Origin of the sequence: Pseudomonas sp. PS01270, assembly GCF_029959775.1 — a bacterium.
Lineage (GTDB): Bacteria > Pseudomonadota > Gammaproteobacteria > Pseudomonadales > Pseudomonadaceae > Aquipseudomonas > Aquipseudomonas atacamensis.
The window spans coordinates 1-20,095 of the sequence record NZ_JASCPT010000013.1 but is presented as its reverse complement, the minus strand read 5'-3'; the positions used below and the strand labels follow the sequence as shown (position 1 = coordinate 20,095).

Genomic DNA, 20,095 nt, shown 5'->3' with positions numbered 1-20,095 from the left:
ATAGGGTCAGCCGGTGACTGATTTGTTATTTTTAGTCACTAGAAAAAGATCGCCGCGATCTTTCGATCTGCCCTACAAAGCAAACGCCTGCGCCGGCAAATTCATCAAACAATCACTGCCCGCCTCGATCGCCGCCTGATGCGCAGCCGTACGCGGCAACAAACGCTTGAAGTAGAACTCGCACGTCGCCAGTTTGCCCTTGAGGAAATCAGCCTCACCCTCGCCCGCCTCCAGCTGTGCCTGCGCAACCAACGCCATGCGCAGCCACAGGTAGCCCAGGATGATGTAGCCGCTGTACATCAGGTAATCCACCGATGCGGCGCCGACTTCGTCCGGGTTCTTCATGGCGGCCATGCCGACCTTCATGGTCAGGTCGCCCCACTGTTGATTGAGCCCGTCAAGTTGCGCGACGAAGCGGCCCAATTGCGCGTGGTCGGCGTTCGCTGCGCAGAATTTGTGGACGATTTTGGTAAAGCCGCGCAGCAGCCTGCCCTGACTGCCCAGCACCTTGCGCCCAAGCAGGTCCAGCGCTTGAATGCCGTTGGTGCCCTCATAGATCGGCGCAATCCGGCAATCGCGCACCAGTTGCTCCATGCCCCACTCGCGAATGAAACCGTGGCCGCCAAACACCTGCATGCCGTGGTTGGTCACTTCCAGCCCGGTGTCGGTCATGAAGGCCTTGCAGATCGGCGTGAGGAACGCCAACAGGTCTTCGGCCTCCTGACGCGCCTCGGCGTCGCTGCTCAGGTGCGCGACATCGAGCATCTGCGCGGTGAAATAGGTCAGCGCGCGGTTGCCTTCGTTGAAGGCTTTCATGGTCAGCAACATGCGCCGCACATCGGGGTGGACGATGATCGGATCGGCAGGTTTTTCCGGGGCCTTGGCGCCGGTCAGCGCGCGCATCTGCAGGCGGTCATTGGCGTACTTGATCGCACCCTGAAAACTCGCCTCGCCCAGACACAGCCCCTGCATGCCGGTGCCGAGCCGCGCGTGGTTCATCATGGTGAACATGCAGTTGAGGCCTTTGTTCGGCTCGCCGATCAGGTAACCGGTGGCAGCATCGAAGTTCAGCACACAGGTGGCTGAAGCCTTGATGCCCATCTTGTGCTCGATCGAGCCACAGGAAACGCCGTTGCGCGCACCCGCTTCGCCTGCTGCATCGGGCAGGAACTTGGGCACGATAAACAGGGAAATGCCCTTGGTTCCGGCCGGTGCGTCCGGCAGCTTGGCCAGGACCAGATGGATGATGTTGTCGCTCAGGTCATGCTCGCCGGCGGAAATGAAAATCTTGCTGCCGGTGATCGCGTAGCTGCCGTCGGCCCGGGGCACCGCGCGAGTCTTGATGATGCCCAGATCAGTGCCGCAGTGGGCTTCGGTCAGGCACATGGTGCCGGTCCACTGGCCAGCGGTGAGTTTGCTCAGGTAGGTGTCTTTCTGCTCGGCGGTACCGTGGGCGTGGATCGCCGACATCGCGCCGTGGGTCAGGCCGGGGTACATGCCCCAGGACGTGTTGCTGGAGCCGACCATCTCGCTGATCACCAGCCCCAGCGAACTCGGCAACCCTTGGCCACCGTAAGCCGGATCGGCCGCCAATCCATGCCAGCCGCCCTCGACATATTGTGCGAAGGCCTGCTTGAAGCCTGTAGGCGTTGTTACCACGCCGTTGTCGAAATGGCAGCCCTCTTCGTCGCCGCTGCGATTGAGCGGGGCCAGCACGTTCTCGCAGAACTTCGCGCCTTCTTCGAGGATCGCGCTGATCATGTCCGGGCTGGCGTCATGCGCGCCGAGATTGGCGTAGCTGGAGTGGAAGTCGAAGACGTGATCGATCAGAAAGCGCATGTCGCGCAGGGGAGCTTTGTACTCGGGCATGGTGGCTTCTCCGTCAGCAGATCCTCCAACCTACTGCTGGCCACCACGCGCGGCAATCATCGTGCAGGCGCTGAATGCGTCGTCATCACTCAACCCGCAGCAGCGTCCATGCGCACCGCGCCACGGCGGTTCTGCCCGAATGCCATGACGCAGTTACGTCCGGCGCCCTTGGCGCTGTACAACGCCTGGTCGGCGGACTTGAGCACTTCTTCAGGGGTGCGCTGCTCGACACGTTCGGCGACGCCGATACTTACCGTCACCGACACCGCCGAAGCCCCGGAACCGCTGCGGCGCTGGCGACCTTGCTGATCATCCTGCGGGCGGTTTTCCTGGTTGCGTAACTGAATGCTGTAAGACGCAATCGATTCACGGATCACTTCCAGGTGCGGCATGCACTCCTCAAGAGTCTTGCCTGCGAACACCAAGGCAAATTCCTCACCGCCGTAGCGATACGCCCTACCGCCACCGCTGATTTTCGACAGTTTGCTGGCGACCAGCCGCAGCACCTGATCACCGACATCGTGGCCGTGGGTGTCGTTGAATTTCTTGAAGTGATCGACGTCGCTCATCGCCAGCACATAGTTGCGCCCCAGTCGCTGCATGCGTTCGTTGAGCGCACGTCGTCCCGGCAGGCCGGTGAGCTCGTCGCGGAAGGCCATTTGATAGGCCTCATGCGCAACGGCGGCGGCGATCATCAGCATCACCTGGCTGCACATGATGTTCAGGGTGAACGGCAGAATGAAGGTCTTCGGCAGCATCCAGAACACCCCGAGCAAGCCGACCAGTTGCGCCGCGTGCAACGGACGCGGGTTGCGCCAGTATTGCCAGGCCAGGAGCAGGAAGGCCGAGATGAACACCGGATAGGACAACTGGATCAGACTCATCCATGCCCCATGCAGCGCCGGCCAGCGGATCTCCGACAACCACAGCAGCAGCGCCTGTGGGTAACTTTGCTCCAGTCCCAGCGCCACGCTGCCAAATGCCAGCAGCACGGCAAAGCGCGCGACCATGTCCTGAAACAGATGGGTACGTTCCTGCCATGCGGCGAATAATCCGAACAACAACGGCAGCAGCAGGCAGACCAGATGAAACACCACCGCAGCGTCTTCGCGGACCTTGCCGTTGTCGCGGTAAAAGTCGGTCTGGGTGTCCAGCAGAAAGTAGGCGATGTACACCGTGAGCATCAGAAACAGTTCGCGCTGACGTCGATACACCGCGCAATACGCGCCACCGAGGAGCAGAACCAATGTCGGCAGAACGTTGAACAGCGATGTGAAAAACACGCTGAGGTCTTTGACGTACGCAGCCGCCAGCCCCGCAAGCAATAACAGCAGTGATGGCAGGAAATGGCTGAAACGTACAGCGGAAGAACGCGGCAAGGGTAAGCTCCGACCCGTCATAGCAAAGAGATGGCATTGTGCCTGCAAAGTGCGGCCAAGCCCACACAATGTGATCCAGATCACACACGCTCTCTGTAACGGCCGGAAGCTCGACTATCTGAGCGATCCGCCAATAAAAAAACCGCTGCCCCCTAACGGGAGCAGCGGTTTTCGTCAGACTGCGTTAAGGCTTAGTAGCCCAGCGCGAAGTCTTCTTCCTTCATGTCCATCAGGTTGCCAGCACCCGACAGCATAGTGGCCACGTGCGTACGGGTACGCGGCAGGATGCGCTGGAAGTAGAAGCGCGCGGTTTGCAGCTTGGCGGTGTAGAACGCCTCGTCGCTAGTGCCGGCAGCCAGTTTTTCCGCAGCCAGACGCGCCATGTCCGCCCAGAAGTAGGCCAGGCAGGCATAACCGGAGTACATCAGGTAGTCCACGGAGGCCGCGCCGACTTCTTCGCGATCTTTCATGGCGGCCATACCGACCTTCATGGTCAGCTCGCCCCATTCCTTGTTCAGTGCAGCCAGCGGCGCGACGAATTCCTGGACGGCTTCGTTGCCTTCGTTGGTCTGGCAGAACTTGTGGACGATCTTGGTGAAGCCTTTCAAAGCTTCGCCTTGAGTCATCAGCACTTTGCGGCCGAGCAGGTCGAGGGCCTGGATGCCGGTGGTGCCTTCGTACAGCATCGAAATGCGGCTGTCGCGAACGTTCTGCTCCATGCCCCACTCGGCGATGAAGCCGTGGCCGCCGTAGATCTGCACGCCGTGGTTGGCGGCTTCGAAACCGACTTCGGTCATGAACGCTTTGGCGATCGGGGTCATGAACGCCAGCAGTGCGTCGGCCTTCTTCTTCTCTTCTTCATCGACGCCGTATTTGACGATGTCGACTTGCTTGGCGGTGAAGTAGACCATCGCGCGGTTGCCTTCGGCGAACGCCTTCATGGTCAACAGCATGCGGCGCACGTCAGGGTGGACGATGATCGGGTCAGCGGCTTTGTCCGGCGCTTTCGGGCCAGTCAGCGAGCGCATTTGCAGGCGATCACGAGCGTATTTCAGACCGCCCTGGAAGCCGATTTCGGCGTGAGCCAGACCTTGCAGTGCGGTACCGAGGCGAGCGGTGTTCATAAAGGTGAACATGCAGTTCAGACCTTTGTTCGCCGGGCCGATCAGGTAACCAGTGGCGCCATCGAAGTTCATCACGCAAGTGGCGTTGCCGTGGATGCCCATCTTGTGTTCCAGCGAACCGCAGCTCACTGCGTTGCGCGCGCCAATGGTGCCATCGGCGTTTGGCAGGAACTTTGGAACGATGAACAGCGAGATGCCTTTGGTGCCAGCCGGTGCATCGGGCAGACGCGCCAGTACGATGTGGACGATGTTGTCGGCCATGTCGTGTTCACCGGCCGAGATGAAGATCTTGGTGCCGGAAACTTTGTAGGAACCGTCGGCCTGAGGCTCGGCCTTGGTGCGCAGCATGCCCAGGTCGGTGCCGCAGTGCGGTTCGGTCAGGCACATGGTGCCGGTCCATTCGCCGGAGACCAGTTTGGTCAGATAGGCTTCCTGCTGCTCAGGGGTGCCGTGCTCGGAGATGGTGTTCATCGCACCGTGCGACAGACCTGGGTACATGCCCCACGACCAGTTGGCTTCGCCAACCATTTCGCTCACTGCCAGGCCCAGCGACTCAGGCAGACCCTGACCGCCGTGCTCGACGTCGTGGGCCAGGCTTGGCCAGCCGCCTTCGACGAATTGCTTGTACGCCTCTTTGAAGCCAGTCGGGGTTTTCACGCCGGACTCGCTCCAGGTGCAGCCTTCGATGTCGCCCACGCGGTTCAGCGGCGCCAGTACCTGCTCACAAAACTTGGCGCCTTCCTCGAGGATGGCGTCAACCATGTCCGGCGTGGCGTCTGCGCACGCTGGCAGGCTCTGATAGTGCGCTTCGTAGCCGAGCAGTTCGTCACGAACGAAGCGAATATCACGCAAGGGGGCCTTGTAGTCAGGCATAGCGATAAACCTCTGCTGATGTAACCGGGAATGAACGACCGTGTTGAGTTGTTGTGACGGTCAAACAGTTGTTTGAAACATACGTTTACGCCGAAATCTTGTCAAGCATCGTTCTTTTGCCGTTCGTCATCAGCCTTTGCAAATGCCGGAGACGACAAATCGCCGCTACTACATATAAGCCACGGGCGTAGAAGAAAAGATTAGTTGAGCAAGAAGGACTTAAACGAAAAACGCCGCGACAAGGCGCGGCGTTTCGGGGTCTAGGACAAGTTCGATCAGGCGAAGGTATCGATGATCGTCCCGAGCACTTCGTCGGACGCCTTGGCCACCTTCACACCCAGCTCTGCCTGGATCTTGCCCTGCGACAGCTCGACGATATTGCTCGCCAGATCCGATTCTTGTGCGCGATCCAAACCGCGCAGGCGATTTACCTGCACTTCGGACGACTGGCTGGTCACCGAACGTTCGATAGTGTTGTTGGCGATCTGGCTGGCGGCCTGATCGACGCGGTTCTGCCCGGACTGAATCGAGCTCAGTCCCGCATAGAAAGCTGTGTTGCCGGAGATTTCCATAGTCACTCTCATCCCTGTAAAGGATCAATGCTCGCCATTGAAGCAGACGCGCCGGCAAAACACCCGTCAAAAACACTAATGGCACAGTGCCTGTTCATAGCGAGAAACTTAATCGAGCAAATCCAGTTGCAAATGCTCGGCCACCGCTTCGGCGCTCAACGCCTTGAGTTTCGGCACGCGACCCAGGCACGGCGCGGGGATGCGCTCGGCCAGGGTCGCAAGGTTCTCCTCCAGCCGCGAAGTTTTCGGATCGATGATATTGGCCACCCACCCCGCCAATTGCAGGCCATCGCGGGCAATCGCCTCGGCGGTCAGCAACGCATGACTGATGCACCCCAGCCTCACGCCCACCACCAGAATCACCGGCAGCTGCAGCGCAATCGCCAGGTCCGAGAGATTGTTCTGATCGGCCAACGGCACACGCCAGCCGCCTGCGCCTTCGATCAGGGTGAAATCGGCGTTCATCGCCAGAATCCCGCGCATCGGCGCCAGCAGCGATTGCACCGTCAGCGCCACACCTGCTTCGCGCGCCGCCAGATGGGGAGCGATCGCTGGCTCGAACGCCACCGGGTTGACCTGTTGATAAGTCAGCGGTAACGAACATTCGGCCAGCAGCGCCAGGGCGTCGGAATTGCGCAAGCCCTTGGACGTGACGTCGCAACCCGATGCCACCGGTTTGCCCGCCGCCGTGCTCAAGCCTGCCGACCGCGCCGCATGGAGCAATCCGGCAGCAACGGTGGTCTTGCCGACATCGGTGTCGGTACCGGTGATGAAATAGGCTGCGCTCATAGAGGTTTCTCCAACACGGCGTATACCACCTGATACGTTGCCGGCAGCCCCGACGCCTGACGGAACCGCTCATACGCGTCGATCAGCCCGAGAATCCGCGCCCGTCCGGTCAAACCGCCCGGCCGGCCCGGATTCAGATTGTGTGCGCCCAATGCCTTCAGCTCATGGGTCAGGCTGCGCACATCCGGGTAATGCAACACGTGCGGCTGATTCTCCAGCGCCAAAATGCGCATGCCACTGCCAGCACATAACTGTTCATAGCGGGCGAACTCGCGGAAGCGATTGACGTGCACCAGCCCGTCGACCTGCTGCCAACTCTCCCGCAATTCGTACAGCGTCCCTGTACACAGACTAGCAAACGCAAATATCCCGCCCGGTTTCAGCACGCGAAAAGCTTCGCTGAGCACCGTTTCGAAGTCGGCGCACCACTGCACTGCAAGGCTGGAGAAAATCAGATCAAAGCTCGCATCCTGCAGCGGCAATCTTTCGGCATCGCCAGCAATGAAATGCTCAGCGCCACCCAACGGCCGTGCGTGATTGAGCATGCCCTCGGCAATGTCCAGCGCGACACCGCTGCCCTGGGTGAAACGCGAGGCCAGCGCCCGGGTGAAATAGCCGGTGCCGCAACCGAGATCAAGCCACCGCGACGGCATGAAACTCCCAGGCAAACGCTCAAGCAGCTGCGTGCCGACGTCACGCTGAAACTCGGCGACGCTGTCGTAACTGGCCGCAGCGCGAGAAAAAGACGCCGCCACCTGGCGCTTGTCGGGCAAGCCCCCAGGCAGCACAAGGGACAGATCAGTCATCAGCGCACTCATGTAGAAACGCCTGGATCGCGCCCGCGACTCCGTGCGGGTCTTCCAGCAGAAAAGCATGGCTGGCCTGTTCGATCAGACCAATTTCGATATCCGGCAATAGCGCGAACAATGCGCCGGCCGCTTCCGCCGGGACCAGAGCGTCCTGACCGCCGAACAGATGCAACTGCGGGCCGCGAAACCCCTGCAACGCCTGGCGCGTATCCAGTTGCGCAAGCAGCTCCAGACCCGCCATCAGCGCAGTCGGCGCGGCTGCCGGCGCACCACCGAGCAGCAACCGCGACAAGCCACGCGGGTCTGGCGAACCTTGCGCACATAGCAGAGCGAAGCGCTTGAGCGTGGTACGCGGATCGGCCTGGCAACCGGCAAGAAACGCATCGAACGTCTCGCCGGGCATCGCGCTCGGCCACTGTTCATGAGCAACAAACGCAGGGTTGCTTGCCAGCGTGAGCAACCCGCAGCACGCCTCACCGCGTCGTGCCGCCAACTCAGAGGCGAGCATGCCGCCCAGCGACCAGCCACCGAGCCAGACTTCCTGTGGAATGCGCGCGTCGAGTTCGTCGAGCCAGTCTTCAAGGTCGGCGGAATCCAGTTCCGGCAGGGGCTCGATTTCGACCTGCAGATGTTCGTTGAGGCCACGCAATGCTGCGGCCAGCGGTTCCAGCGGCGACACGCCGAGGCCCCAGCCGGGCAGCAGAATCAGACGATTACGCATGGCCTGGCTCCAACGACAATCGGGCGAAACAATCTGCCAATCCTTCCAGCAACTGTTGCACTTGAGCTTCGCTGTGGGCGGCGGTCAGCGTGACGCGCAGTCGCGCGCTGCCGGCCGGCACGGTCGGTGGACGGATCGCGGTCACCATCAAGCCGCGCTCGCGCAGCATTTGCGACAAACGCACGGCGCGCCCGGCATCGCCGATCATGATCGGCTGGATCGGCGTGAAGCTGGCCATCAGCTCCAGCCCGATCTGCTCGGCGCCGTGGCGGAACTGGCGAATCAGCGCCTGCAAGTGTTCACGGCGCCAGTGTTCACTGCGCAACAGCTCGAGGCTTTTCAGCGTCGCGCAGGCCAGCGCCGGCGGTTGGCTGGTGGTGTAGATGTACGGGCGGGCGAACTGGATCAGGCTTTCGATCAACTCTTCGCTGCCGGCGACAAAGGCCCCGGCGGTGCCGAAGGCTTTACCGAGGGTGCCGACCAGCACCGGCACATCGTCCTGGCTCAAGCCGAAATGCTCGACGATGCCGCCACCGTTGGCGCCCAACGGACCGAAGCCGTGGGCATCGTCGACCATGAGCCACGCGCCTTTGGCCTTGGCCGCGCGGGCCAGCGCCGGCAGGTCGGCGATGTCACCGTCCATGCTGAATACGCCATCGGTCACCACCAGTGTGTTGCCAGTGGCTTTCTCCAGGCGCTTTGCCAGACTCTCGGCGTCGTTGTGCAGATAGCGGTTGAAACGCGCGCCGGACAACAGGCCCGCGTCCAGCAACGAGGCGTGATTGAGCCGGTCTTCGAGCACCGTATCGCCCTGCCCGACCAGCGCGGTGACCGCGCCGAGGTTGGCCATGTAGCCGGTGGTGAACAGCAGTGCACGTGGGCGCCCAGTCAGATCGGCGAGTGCTTCTTCCAGCGCGTGATGCGGGCTGCTGTGGCCGATCACCAGATGCGACGCACCACCGCCGACACCCCAGCGCTCGGCACCGGCGCGCCAGGCTTCGATCACCTGCGGATGATTGGCCAGGCCCAGATAGTCGTTGTTGCAGAAAGCGAGCAGCGGTTGGCCGTCGACCACGACTTGCGGGCCTTGCGGCGAGTCGAGCAGCGGACGCTGCCGGTAGAGGTGGTCGGCACGGCGGGCAACAAGGCGTGCGGCGAGATCGAATGACATGCAGGCCTCGATTTTCAAATGACACAGATCCCTTGTGGGAGCGAGCCTGCTCGCGAATGGGCGTCACATCCAACAGGGATGTTGGCGGCCAAACCGCTTTTGCGAGCAGGCCCGCTCCCACAGGGGTTTTGCATTCCTTCAGGGCAATCCGCGCGGTTTATTACACCGCAGCGTTGTAGAACTGCTCGCTACTCTTCTGCTCCACCAGTGCCTGCTCGATCGCAGCTTGATGAACCTCATCGGAATGCTCTTCGCGGGCCTCCGGCTGGATACCGAGGCGCGCGAACAGCTGCATGTCCTTGTCCGCCTGCGGGTTGGCGGTGGTGAGCAATTTGTCGCCGTAGAAAATCGAGTTGGCGCCGGCGAAAAATGCCAGGGCCTGCATCTGCTCGTTCATCGCTTCGCGACCGGCGGACAGACGTACGTGAGATTGCGGCATGAGGATGCGCGCCACGGCGAGCATGCGGATGAAGTCGAACGGGTCGATGTCTTCGGCGTTTTCCAGCGGCGTGCCGGCGACTTTTACCAGCATGTTGATTGGCACCGACTCCGGGTGCTCCGGCAGGTTGGCCAGCTGGATCAGCAGATTGGCGCGATCGTCCAGCGATTCGCCCATGCCGAGAATGCCGCCGGAGCAGATTTTCATCCCCGACTCACGCACGTAAGCCAGCGTCTGCAGACGTTCGCTGTAAGTGCGGGTGGTGATGATGCTGCCGTAGAACTCCGGCGAGGTGTCGAGGTTGTGGTTGTAGTAATCGAGACCGGCCTTGGCCAGCGCCTCGGTCTGCTCCTGATCGAGACGTCCGAGGGTCATGCAGGTTTCCAGGCCCAAGGCTTTCACCCCTTCAACCATCTTCAACACATACGGCATGTCTTTGGCCGACGGATGTTTCCACGCCGCGCCCATGCAGAATCGCGTCGAACCAATGGCTTTGGCGCGGGCCGCTTCTTCGAGGACCTTCTGCACTTCCATCAGTTTTTCTTTTTCCAGACCGGTGTTGTAGTGCCCGGACTGCGGGCAGTACTTGCAGTCTTCCGGGCAGGCGCCGGTCTTGATCGACAGCAGTGTCGAGACCTGCACGCGGTTGGCGTTGAAATGCGCGCGGTGCACCGTTTGCGCCTGGAACAGCAAGTCGTTGAATGGCTGTACGAAGAGTGCTTTGACTTCGGCCAGAGACCAATCGTGACGCAGGGTGGCGGTGGTGCTCGCGCTCATGGGCAATTCCTTGGTTATGCTTGGCTGGCGCCGGGGAAAATGGAATACCCACAGGCGCTACACGGATGTTCGGCATATTTAAGGAAGAGCGATGCGCTGTCAACCGCAATACCAAGGACAGGTTTACATCTGTTTAAAAAACGTACAGACCTGTTTGCTGTGCGATGAGCCTGCAGAAGCACAAATGCCAATGTGCGAGGCCTGCGAAACCGAATTGCCCTGGCTCGGCAGTCATTGTCAGAGCTGCGCTTTGCCGCTGGCGGCGGATGGCCTGACCTGCGGCGAGTGCCTGCTAGAGCCTCCGGCCTTCGAGCAGGTCGCCGTGCCCTGGGTTTATGGCTTCCCCGTGGACAGTCTGATTACACGGTTTAAACACAACGCGAAATGGCCGTTTGGTCACCTGCTCGCCGACGTTCTCGGCCAATACTTGCAGCATCGCTTCGCCGAAGACTTGCCGCGACCCGATGTGTTGCTACCGGTGCCGTTGGCGAATAAACGACTGCGTCGGCGAGGATTCAATCAAGCGGCGATGCTCGCGCGCTGGCTGAGTGTGTCGCTGGATTTGCCGTGTGAAGAACAGCTGCTGCGGCGAGTCATGGACACCGATGCCCAACAGGATCTCGACGCCAAGGCGCGCAAACGCAACTTGCGCAATGCCTTTGCGCTAACGCCTGATGCACAGGTTAAGGGCCGACATCTGGCGCTGGTGGATGATGTTCTGACCACGGGCGCGACCGCTCAAGCGCTGGCGCGGTTGTTGATGAATGCAGGTGCGGCGCGGGTTGATGTGTATTGCCTGGCTCGTACACCGAAACCCGGTACCTGAGCTCAACTCCTACAGGTTGTGTGTTCGGCTTGACTCGCGCGTTGCAAGTGGCCAACGTCCCTCTCATCGCCCGAGCCAGAAGCGTTCTGCCATGTCCCTGCCCACCCTGCTCTCCCAGCACATTGTCCGCCGTCCGCAGCGCATTGCCCTGCTGCAACACATCGCCGAACAGGGCTCGATCACCCGTGCGGCGAAAAGCGCGGGGCTCAGTTACAAGGCAGCATGGGATGCGATTGATGAATTGAACAATCTGGCGCAGAAGCCCTTGGTCGAGCGCGTGGTGGGCGGCAAGGGTGGTGGCGGGGCCAGACTGTCCAGCGAGGGCGAGCGAGTGCTGCGCCTGTATCAGAAATTGCAGGCATTGCAGACGCAGGTGCTGGAAGCGGCGGAAGACGCCAGCGATCTCGACCTGCTTGGGCGGCTGATGCTCAGGACCAGCGCGCGCAATCAGTTGCATGGCACGGTCGCGGCCATTCAGGCGCAGGGGCGCAACGATCTGATCCACCTCGAACTGGCCGAAAGCATTGCTCTGGAGGCACAGATCACCCACGACAGCACCGTGCATCTGGAATTGCAGATCGGTACCGAAGTCATGGCGCTGATCAAGGCTGGCTGGCTTGAACTGCTCGGCACCGATCAGCCGGCCACGCCCGGACACAATGTCCTGCGCGGCACCATCGAAGCCATCCTCGATGCTGAGGACGGTCCCAGCGAGGTGCGCATTTCCCTGCCCAACGGCCAGACACTTTGTGCCTTGGCCGAACCGCTGCACTTGCGCAACCAGCAACTCGCCGTGGGGTCTGCGGTGCAGGTGCAATGTGCGCCGTCCAACGTGCTGATCGGCACGCCGCTCTGATTTGTCTTGCCACAAAAGCGTCATCGACCCGCATTAAGGTGTTGCCCATAACCAAGCAGGGAGCCTGATGTGAGCCTATTAGAAGAAAACCAATCCACTGATCTGGAAAAAATGGTCGGCCTCAGCCGTCGCGGTTTCATCAGCGCCGGTGCCTTGTGCGGCGCGGCGATGTTCCTCGGCGGCAACCTGTTGAGCCGCAGCGTCATGGCCGCCAGCGTCAGCGCCGGCAACAGCCGCCTGCTCGGTTTCGAGAGCATTCCGGCGGCGACCACCGACGCCATCAGCCTGCCCAAGGGCTACAAGTCTTCGGTGCTGATCAGTTGGGGCCAGCCGTTGCACAAGAACGGCCCGGCCTTCGATCCGAGCGGTAACGGCACCGCTGCCGCACAGGAAGTGCAGTTCGGCGACAACAATGACGGCATGAGCCTGTTCGCCTTCCCGGACGACAAGAACCGCGCGCTGATGGCGATCAACAACGAATACACCAACTATCGCTATCTATATCCGCACGGCGGCATGCCGCAGTCGGCTGAAGACGTGCGCAAGGCATTGGCCTGCGAAGGCGTGTCGGTGATCGAAGTGCAGCGCAAGAACGGCCAGTGGCAATTCGTCCAGGGCTCGCGCTACAACCGTCGGATTCACGGTAACTCGCCGCTGCGCATCAGCGGTCCGGCCCGCGGCCACGACTTGATGAAAACCGCTGCTGACAAGCACGGTAAGAAAGTCCTCGGCACCTTCCAGAACTGCGCCAACGGCAAGACACCCTGGGGCACCTACCTGACCTGCGAAGAAAACTTCACCGACTGCTTCGGCAGCAGCAACGCCCAGCAGCAGTTCGATGCCGCGCAAAAGCGCTACGGCGTTGTCGCCAGCAGCAAAGATATCAACTGGCACCCGCACGACCCGCGCTTCGACATGGCCAAGAATCCCAACGAGCTCAACCGTCACGGCTGGGTGGTCGAGATCGACCCATTCGATCCGCAATCGACTCCGGTCAAACGCACCGCGCTGGGCCGCTTCAAACATGAAAACGCCGCACTGGCCGAGACCGACGATGGTCGCGCTGTGGTGTACATGGGCGATGACGAGCGTGGCGAGTTCATTTACAAATTCGTCAGCCGTGATCGCATCAACCATCGCAATCAGAAGGCTAACCGCGACATCCTCGATCACGGCACGTTGTATGTGGCCAAATTCGATGCCGGCGACGGCAACCCTGATCACCCGAAAGGCCAGGGCCAGTGGATCGAACTGACCCACGGCAAGAACGGCATCGACGCCAGCAGCGGATTTGCCGATCAGGCGGAAGTGCTGATTCACGCGCGCCTTGCCGCCAGCGTGGTTGGCGCAACACGCATGGACCGCCCGGAGTGGATCGTCGTCAGCCCCAAGGACGGCCAGGTTTATTGCACCCTGACCAACAACGCCAAGCGCGGTGAAGACGGGCAACCGGTGGGCGGTCCAAACCCGCGCGAGAAGAACGTCTACGGGCAGATTCTGCGCTGGCGTACCGACCGCAACGATCACGCCTCGAAGACGTTTGCCTGGGATCTGTTTGTGGTCGCCGGCAATCCGGGCGTGCATGCCGGGACGCCGAAAGGTGGCTCATCCAACATTACCCCGCAGAACATGTTCAACAGCCCCGACGGTCTGGGTTTCGACAAGGCCGGACGCCTGTGGATTCTCACCGACGGCGATTCGAGCAATGCTGGCGACTTCGCCGGGATGGGCAACAACCAGATGCTCTGCGCCGATCCTGCGACCGGTGAAATTCGCCGTTTCATGGTCGGGCCGGTGGGTTGCGAAGTGACCGGGATCAGCTTCTCGCCGGATCAGAAAACCCTGTTTGTCGGGATTCAGCATCCAGGCGAGAACGGCGGTTCGACCTTCCCCGAGCATCTGCCCAATGGCAAGCCAAGGTCTTCGGTGATGGCGATTACCCGGGAGGATGGTGGGATCGTCGGCGCCTGATAATCCCTCATCGCTGGCAAGCCAGCTCCCACAGGTTTTGCGCAAGATCTGTGGGAGCTGGCTTGCCAGCGATGGCATCAGCAAGGACACCAACCACCTCCCCCGCTGCCATCTGCGCTACCATGCCGAGCCGGACGCAGCAGCCTGCTGCGCGCAGGAGTCAGCATGGCCCACCCGTTTGAAACCCTCACCCCCGATCTCGTCCTGGATGCCGTTGAAAGCATCGGTTTCCTCAGCGACGCGCGCATCCTGGCGCTCAACAGCTACGAAAACCGTGTGTATCAGGTCGGTATCGAAGACTCCGAGCCGCTGATTGCCAAGTTCTATCGTCCGCAGCGCTGGACCAACGAGGCCATTCTCGAAGAGCACCAGTTCACCTTCGAACTGGCCGACATCGACATCCCGGTGGTAGCGCCGCTGATCCACAACGGCGAAACCCTGCATGAGCACGCCGGCTTCCGCTTCACCCTGTTCCCGCGTCGTGGTGGTCGGGCGCCGGAGCCGGGCAATCTTGATCAACTGTATCGCCTCGGCCAGTTGCTCGGGCGCATGCATGCGGTGGGCGGCACCAAGCCGTTCGAGCACCGCGAAGCCCTCGCCGTGCAGAACTTCGGCCATGCCTCGCTGAACACCCTGCTCGAAGGCAATTTCATTCCCAAGAGTTTGCTGCCGGCGTACGAGTCGGTTGCCCGCGACCTGCTCAAACGCGTCGAAGACGTCTACGCCGCCACGCCTCACCAGAACATCCGCATGCACGGTGACTGCCACCCCGGCAACATGATGTGCCGCGACGAAATGTTCCACATCGTCGACCTCGACGACTGCCGCATGGGCCCGGCGGTGCAGGACATCTGGATGATGCTTGCCGGCGATCGCCAGGAATGTCTCGGGCAGTTGTCGGAATTGATGGACGGCTACAACGAATTCCATGATTTCGACCCGCGCGAGCTGGCGCTGATCGAACCGTTGCGCGCCTTGCGCCTGATGCACTACAGCGCCTGGCTGGCACGGCGCTGGGACGACCCGGCGTTCCCGCACAGCTTTCCGTGGTTTGGCACGGAGCGGTATTGGGGCGACCAGGTGCTGGCGTTGCGTGAGCAACTGTCCGCGCTTAACGAAGAACCTTTGAAGTTGTTCTGAATTAAAGATCAAAAGATCGCAGCCTTCGGCAGCTCCTACATGGATCGCATTCCCCTGTAGGAGCTGCCGAAGGCTGCGATCTTTTTGCTTTCTGACACGACACATCTATACAACCTCCTTACAATCCCTCCTTTGTCAGCTGCCTGAGCAAGGATTCTGCATGCAAGCCGCCAACCCGCGTCGCGGGTACATTCTGGGCCTGAGCGCCTACATCATCTGGGGCCTGTTCCCGATCTATTTCAAAGCCATCGCCGAAGTCCCGGCCGTCGAGATCATCATCCATCGGGTGCTGTGGTCGGCGCTGTTCGGTGCGTTGCTGCTGATGGTGTGGAAACACCCGGGCTGGCTGCGCGAGTTGCTCGACAATCCCAAGCGCCTGGCGATTCTGGCTCTGAGCGGCACGCTGATCGCGGCCAACTGGCTGACCTACGTGTGGTCGGTGAACAACGGCCGCATGCTCGAGGCGAGTCTGGGTTACTACATCAATCCGCTGGTCAACGTGCTGTTGGGCATGGTGATCCTTGGCGAACGGCTGCGGCGCATGCAGTGGGTGGCGGTCGGTCTCGCTGCCATCGGCGTGGCGCAGCAGGTGTGGCAGGTCGGCAGTCTGCCGTGGGTGTCGCTGGCGCTGGCGCTGACCTTTGGTTTCTACGGCCTGATCCGCAAGCAGGCGCCGGTCAAAGCGCTGCCGGGGCTGGTAGTAGAAACCTGGATGCTGGTGCCGATTGCGATCGCATGGTTGCTGTTCAACCAGACTGCCACGAGTGTGCAGCCGGCCTTCTGGACCACCTCCGAAGCCTGGTGGCTGGTGGCTGCCGGCCCGGTGACGCTGGTGCCATTGGTGTGTTTCAACGCCGCCACCCGCCACCTGCCCTACACCACCATCGGCTTCCTGCAATACATCGCGCCGACGCTGGTGTTGCTGCAAGCCGTGCTGCTGTTTGGCGAGCACTTATCTTCGAGCACGCTGGTCGCGTTCATGTTTATCTGGGCCGGTCTGGCGGTCTACAGCGTTGATGCGTGGATAAGTTTGCGCCGGCGCGCCTGATCAAAAAACGCACAAAGCTCCGCAGGCCACGGCCCTCGTGGCCTGCATCGTTCCTTCCCAAGCTTATCCACAGCGTGATCCCCGCCGTTTGTGCGCAAGTCACTGAATGTTGGCGGTTTTTTGATCAAAGGGCGCAAAGCCCCGGCCGGCGTGGCGTGGCGGTCTGTCTCTACAGGTTATCCACAGGCAGGTGCACGTTAAACCTGAATAACCCTGTCTGCGCTTAAACCTCTGTGCGTAACACCAATTCGACCATCAGATCATCGGCCAGGGTTTCCAGGCGCGCCTGCAGAACGTCGAGCGACAAGGTGAGTGGCACCGCCAGAATCGCCTCAGCGTGAAACAGCGGCTCGCTGCTCATCGGCGCCGGGCGCACCTCGGTTACCAGCCGCTCCAGGTTCACACCCTGCTCGCTCAACAGCCGAGTGATATCGCGGACGATACCCGGTCGGTCGTTGCCGACCAGTTCCATAGCGATCGGTTTCCACATGCAGGACTGCTCCACTCCGCTTTCGGCAATCAGTACCCGAATGCCATGGGCCGACAGCGCTTGCAGGGCATCGACCAGTTCGTCGTAAGCCTCCGCCGGCACACCCACGCGCAGAATCCCGGCGAACTGCCCGGCCATGCGTGACATGCGGCTTTCCAGCCAGTTGCCGCCGTGCTCGGCGATGCATTGGGCGATGCGCTCGACCTGCCCGGGCTTGTCCGGGGCGAAAACGGTGAGTACGAGATGGTCCATGGCGCAGCCCTCTTGTCATGACTTTTGTTATCGAAGGGCAAGTATAGGCAAGCGGATTGATTCAGCCTGACCCAGTGCTGGCAGATGATGACCTGTGGCGAGGGGATTTATCCCCGTCCGGCTGCGCAGCAGTCGTGAGTCCTGCCAATTGGGTCTGCCAGCCGGACCGCAGGGGGCGGCTTCGCCACCCAACGGGGATAAATCCCCTCGCCACAAATCGTTACCCCCAAATTGCTCCTTAGCAGGCCCACAGTAATTATGTGTACAACTTTCGATATTTAGCTGGAACAATCCAATGCTTTTTTGAGAACATCCCGTTCCGCGACGTGACCGCAATGCGTCATGAGGTCGCAGAACGACGTAATTAGTCTGATTTTCACAAGCGCAACTCATCATGTAGTATGCCGCAGCGCGCACTACATAACGCTGGATCGATGTCTGCCCAAGGCCCTTCGCAACCCTGAAAGCCCCGTCAGCAAGGCCTCCAAGCCGTTGATTGGTCCTAGCCCAGCCGCCAGCAATGGCATGTACTGGTCGGCAGGTTTGTGGTTTAAATGGCCAGAAGCTTCATTGTTAAATTGACAAGCTGAAAAGCGAAATAGCTGAGCAGAGTGAGGCAAGCAATGACTGAACACGTTCAAGTCGGTGGCCTGCAGGTCGCCAAAGTCCTGTTCGACTTCGTGAACAACGAAGCCATTCCCGGTACCGGCCTCACCGCCGAACAATTCTGGGAAGGTGCCGACAAGGTCATTCATGACCTGGCGCCGAAGAACAAAGCCCTACTCGCCAAACGCGATGAATTCCAGGCGCGCATCGATGCCTGGCATCAGCAGCATGCCGGCCAGGCGCACGATGCCGTGGCCTACAAAGCTTTCCTGCAAGAGATCGGTTATCTGCTGCCAGAAGCGGCTGATTTCCAGGCGACGACGCAAAACGTCGACGATGAAATCGCCCGCACCGCCGGCCCGCAACTGGTCGTGCCAGTAATGAATGCGCGCTTTGCGCTCAACGCCTCGAACGCCCGCTGGGGCTCGCTGTACGACGCCCTCTACGGCACCGACGCGATCAGCGAAGACGGTGGCGCGGAAAAAGGCAAAGGCTACAACAAGGTGCGTGGCGACAAAGTCATCGCTTTCGCCCGTGCTTTCCTCGACGAAGCCGCACCACTGGCCGCCGGCTCCCACGTCGATTCGACCGGCTACAAAATCGCTGACGGCAAACTGGTCGTGACGCTCAAGGGCGGCAGCAACAGCGGCCTGCGCGATGATGCTCAGTTGATCGGCTTCCAGGGCGACGCCAACGCGCCGATCGCGGTGCTGCTCAAGCACAACGGCCTGCACTTCGAAATCCAGATCGATGCCAGCACTCCGGTCGGCCAGACCGATGCCGCCGGGGTCAAAGACATCCTCATGGAAGCGGCGCTGACCACGATCATGGACTGCGAAGATTCCGTGGCCGCCGTCGATGCCGACGACAAAGTGGTGATCTACCGCAACTGGCTCGGCCTGATGAAGGGCGACCTGTCGGAAGAGGTCGCCAAGGGCGGCCAGACCTTCACCCGCACCATGAACCCGGATCGCACCTACACCGCGCCCAATGGCGGAGAAGTGACCCTGCACGGTCGTTCGCTGTTGTTCGTGCGCAACGTCGGCCATCTGATGACCATCGATGCGATCCTCGACAGCCAAGGCAACGAAGTGCCGGAAGGCATCCTCGACGGTCTGGTGACTTGCCTGGCAGCAATGCACAACCTCAACGGCAACACCTCGCGGCGCAACACCCGCACCGGTTCGGTGTACATCGTCAAACCGAAAATGCACGGCCCGGAAGAAGCGGCATTCACCAACGAGCTGTTCGGGCGCATCGAAGACGTCCTGCGCCTGCCGCGCAACACCCTGAAAGTCGGGATCATGGACGAGGAGCGCCGCACCACGGTCAACCTCAAGGCCTGCATCAAGGCGGCCAGCGAGCGCGTGGTGTTCATCAACACCGGTTTCCTCGACCGCACCGGCGACGAAATCCACACCTCCATGGAAGCCGGCCCAGTGGTGCGCAAGGCTGACATGAAGGCCGAGAAGTGGATCGGCGCCTACGAAAACTGGAACGTCGATATCGGTCTGAGCACCGGCCTGCAAGGTCGTGCGCAAATCGGCAAAGGCATGTGGGCCATGCCGGATCTGATGGCCGCGATGCTCGAGCAGAAAATCGCTCACCCCCTCGCCGGCGCCAACACTGCCTGGGTGCCATCGCCGACCGCCGCTGCGTTGCACGCGCTGCACTACCACAAGGTTGACGTGTTTGCGCGTCAGGCTGAACTGGCCAAACGTGCGCGCGCCTCGGTGGACGACATCCTGACCATTCCATTGGCAGTGAACCCAAGCTGGACACCAGAGCAGATCAAGAACGAACTGGACAACAACGCCCAGGGCATTCTCGGTTACGTGGTGCGCTGGATCGACCAGGGTGTCGGCTGCTCGAAAGTGCCAGACATCAACGATGTCGGTTTGATGGAAGACCGCGCGACGCTGCGCATCTCCAGCCAGCACATCGCCAACTGGCTGCGCCACGGTATCGTCAGCCAAGAGCAAGTGATGGAAAGCCTCAAGCGCATGGCGCCGGTGGTTGACCGCCAGAACGCCAACGACCCGCTGTATCGCCCGCTGGCACCGGACTTCGACAGCAACATCGCCTTCCAGGCGGCGGTCGAACTGGTGATCGAAGGCACCAAGCAACCGAACGGCTACACCGAGCCGGTGCTGCACCGCCGTCGTCGCGAGTTCAAGGCCAAGAATGGTCTGTGACTTGAGTTGATGGTTGGAATGAAAAAGGCCCTGATCGAGAGATCAGGGCCTTCTTGTTTTTGAGGTGGATTGAATTCCTTGATCGTTCCCACGCTCTGCGTGGGAATGCAGCCCGGGACGCTCCGCGTCCCACAACAGCGGACGCGGAGCGTCCATTGAAGCATTACCACGCAGAGCGTGGGAACGAA

16 protein-coding genes are annotated in these 20,095 nt (G+C 61.0%); 6 read left to right on the top strand and 10 right to left on the bottom strand.

The genetic code is table 11. The features are described 5' to 3' along the window. Window positions 1–72 precede the first annotated feature (72 nt). The 9 genes from QMX86_RS06890 to bioB all read right to left on the bottom strand — a co-directional run bounded on the left by QMX86_RS06890 (window position 73) and on the right by bioB (window position 10,523). Window positions 73–1,869 (bottom strand): acyl-CoA dehydrogenase C-terminal domain-containing protein, encoded by a 1,797-nt coding sequence (locus QMX86_RS06890; protein ID WP_282385577.1) that lies wholly within the window; start codon window positions 1,867–1,869, stop codon window positions 73–75. 89 nt (window positions 1,870–1,958) lie between these two features. Then, window positions 1,959–3,248 carry a GGDEF domain-containing protein gene (locus tag QMX86_RS06885; RefSeq protein WP_039757672.1) on the bottom strand — a complete coding sequence of 430 codons (1,290 nt, stop codon included), beginning with the start codon at window positions 3,246–3,248 and terminating at the stop codon, window positions 1,959–1,961. A gap of 191 nt (window positions 3,249–3,439) precedes the next feature. Next, a complete protein-coding gene (locus QMX86_RS06880) occupies window positions 3,440–5,245 on the bottom strand; it encodes a phenylacyl-CoA dehydrogenase (RefSeq protein WP_024014564.1) in 1,806 nt (601 codons plus the stop codon). A 275-nt stretch (window positions 5,246–5,520) separates the two neighbouring features. Further along, the gene (locus QMX86_RS06875; RefSeq protein WP_243242396.1) at window positions 5,521–5,817 is read right to left on the bottom strand and encodes a pyrroloquinoline quinone biosynthesis protein PqqE; all 297 of its coding nucleotides are present in this window, start codon (window positions 5,815–5,817) and stop codon (window positions 5,521–5,523) included. Between the two features lie 108 nt (window positions 5,818–5,925). Then, on the bottom strand, window positions 5,926–6,606 hold the full coding sequence (gene bioD, locus QMX86_RS06870; protein ID WP_282385580.1) for a dethiobiotin synthase: 681 nt from the start codon (window positions 6,604–6,606) through the stop codon (window positions 5,926–5,928). Continuing rightward, a complete protein-coding gene (gene bioC, locus QMX86_RS06865; protein WP_282385582.1) occupies window positions 6,603–7,412 on the bottom strand; it encodes a malonyl-ACP O-methyltransferase BioC in 810 nt (269 codons plus the stop codon). Before bioC ends, bioD begins: the two co-directional genes overlap by 4 nt. Next, window positions 7,405–8,136 carry an alpha/beta fold hydrolase gene (locus QMX86_RS06860; protein WP_282385584.1) on the bottom strand — a complete coding sequence of 244 codons (732 nt, stop codon included), beginning with the start codon at window positions 8,134–8,136 and terminating at the stop codon, window positions 7,405–7,407. Before QMX86_RS06860 ends, bioC begins: the two co-directional genes overlap by 8 nt. Then, window positions 8,129–9,307, bottom strand: coding sequence for an 8-amino-7-oxononanoate synthase (gene bioF / locus QMX86_RS06855; RefSeq protein ID WP_282385586.1), 1,179 nt, complete (start codon window positions 9,305–9,307; stop codon window positions 8,129–8,131). The genes QMX86_RS06860 and bioF overlap by 8 nt, the downstream gene beginning before the upstream one ends. A 160-nt stretch (window positions 9,308–9,467) precedes the next feature. Continuing rightward, complete coding sequence (gene bioB, locus QMX86_RS06850) at window positions 9,468–10,523, bottom strand: biotin synthase BioB (RefSeq protein ID WP_016772860.1); 1,056 nt, start codon at window positions 10,521–10,523, stop codon at window positions 9,468–9,470. 91 nt (window positions 10,524–10,614) lie between these two features. Between bioB and QMX86_RS06845 the strand changes: the two genes are divergently transcribed. The 5 genes from QMX86_RS06845 (at window position 10,615) to rarD (ending at window position 16,364) form a co-directional block, all read left to right on the top strand. Further along, window positions 10,615–11,349, top strand: a complete 735-nt coding sequence (locus QMX86_RS06845; RefSeq protein ID WP_282385588.1) for a ComF family protein — start codon at window positions 10,615–10,617, stop codon at window positions 11,347–11,349. A 91-nt stretch (window positions 11,350–11,440) separates the two neighbouring features. Next, window positions 11,441–12,205, top strand: a complete 765-nt coding sequence (locus tag QMX86_RS06840; protein ID WP_282385590.1) for a TOBE domain-containing protein — start codon at window positions 11,441–11,443, stop codon at window positions 12,203–12,205. A gap of 69 nt (window positions 12,206–12,274) precedes the next feature. After that, window positions 12,275–14,176, top strand: coding sequence for a PhoX family phosphatase (locus tag QMX86_RS06835; protein WP_024014570.1), 1,902 nt, complete (start codon window positions 12,275–12,277; stop codon window positions 14,174–14,176). 165 nt (window positions 14,177–14,341) lie between these two features. Further along, window positions 14,342–15,316, top strand: a complete 975-nt coding sequence (locus QMX86_RS06830) for a serine/threonine protein kinase (RefSeq protein WP_016772856.1) — start codon at window positions 14,342–14,344, stop codon at window positions 15,314–15,316. Between the two features lie 160 nt (window positions 15,317–15,476). Beyond that, window positions 15,477–16,364, top strand: coding sequence for an EamA family transporter RarD (gene rarD, locus QMX86_RS06825; protein WP_041476730.1), 888 nt, complete (start codon window positions 15,477–15,479; stop codon window positions 16,362–16,364). 223 nt (window positions 16,365–16,587) lie between these two features. Here rarD and QMX86_RS06820 read toward each other — a convergent pair whose 3' ends face one another. Next, window positions 16,588–17,106, bottom strand: coding sequence for a glycine cleavage system protein R (locus tag QMX86_RS06820; protein WP_282387375.1), 519 nt, complete (start codon window positions 17,104–17,106; stop codon window positions 16,588–16,590). Between the two features lie 623 nt (window positions 17,107–17,729). On the opposite strand from QMX86_RS06820, the gene QMX86_RS06815 reads away from it, so the two are divergent. Beyond that, window positions 17,730–19,907, top strand: a complete 2,178-nt coding sequence (locus QMX86_RS06815; RefSeq protein WP_071173836.1) for a malate synthase G — start codon at window positions 17,730–17,732, stop codon at window positions 19,905–19,907. The last annotated feature ends 188 nt before the right edge of the window (window positions 19,908–20,095 follow it).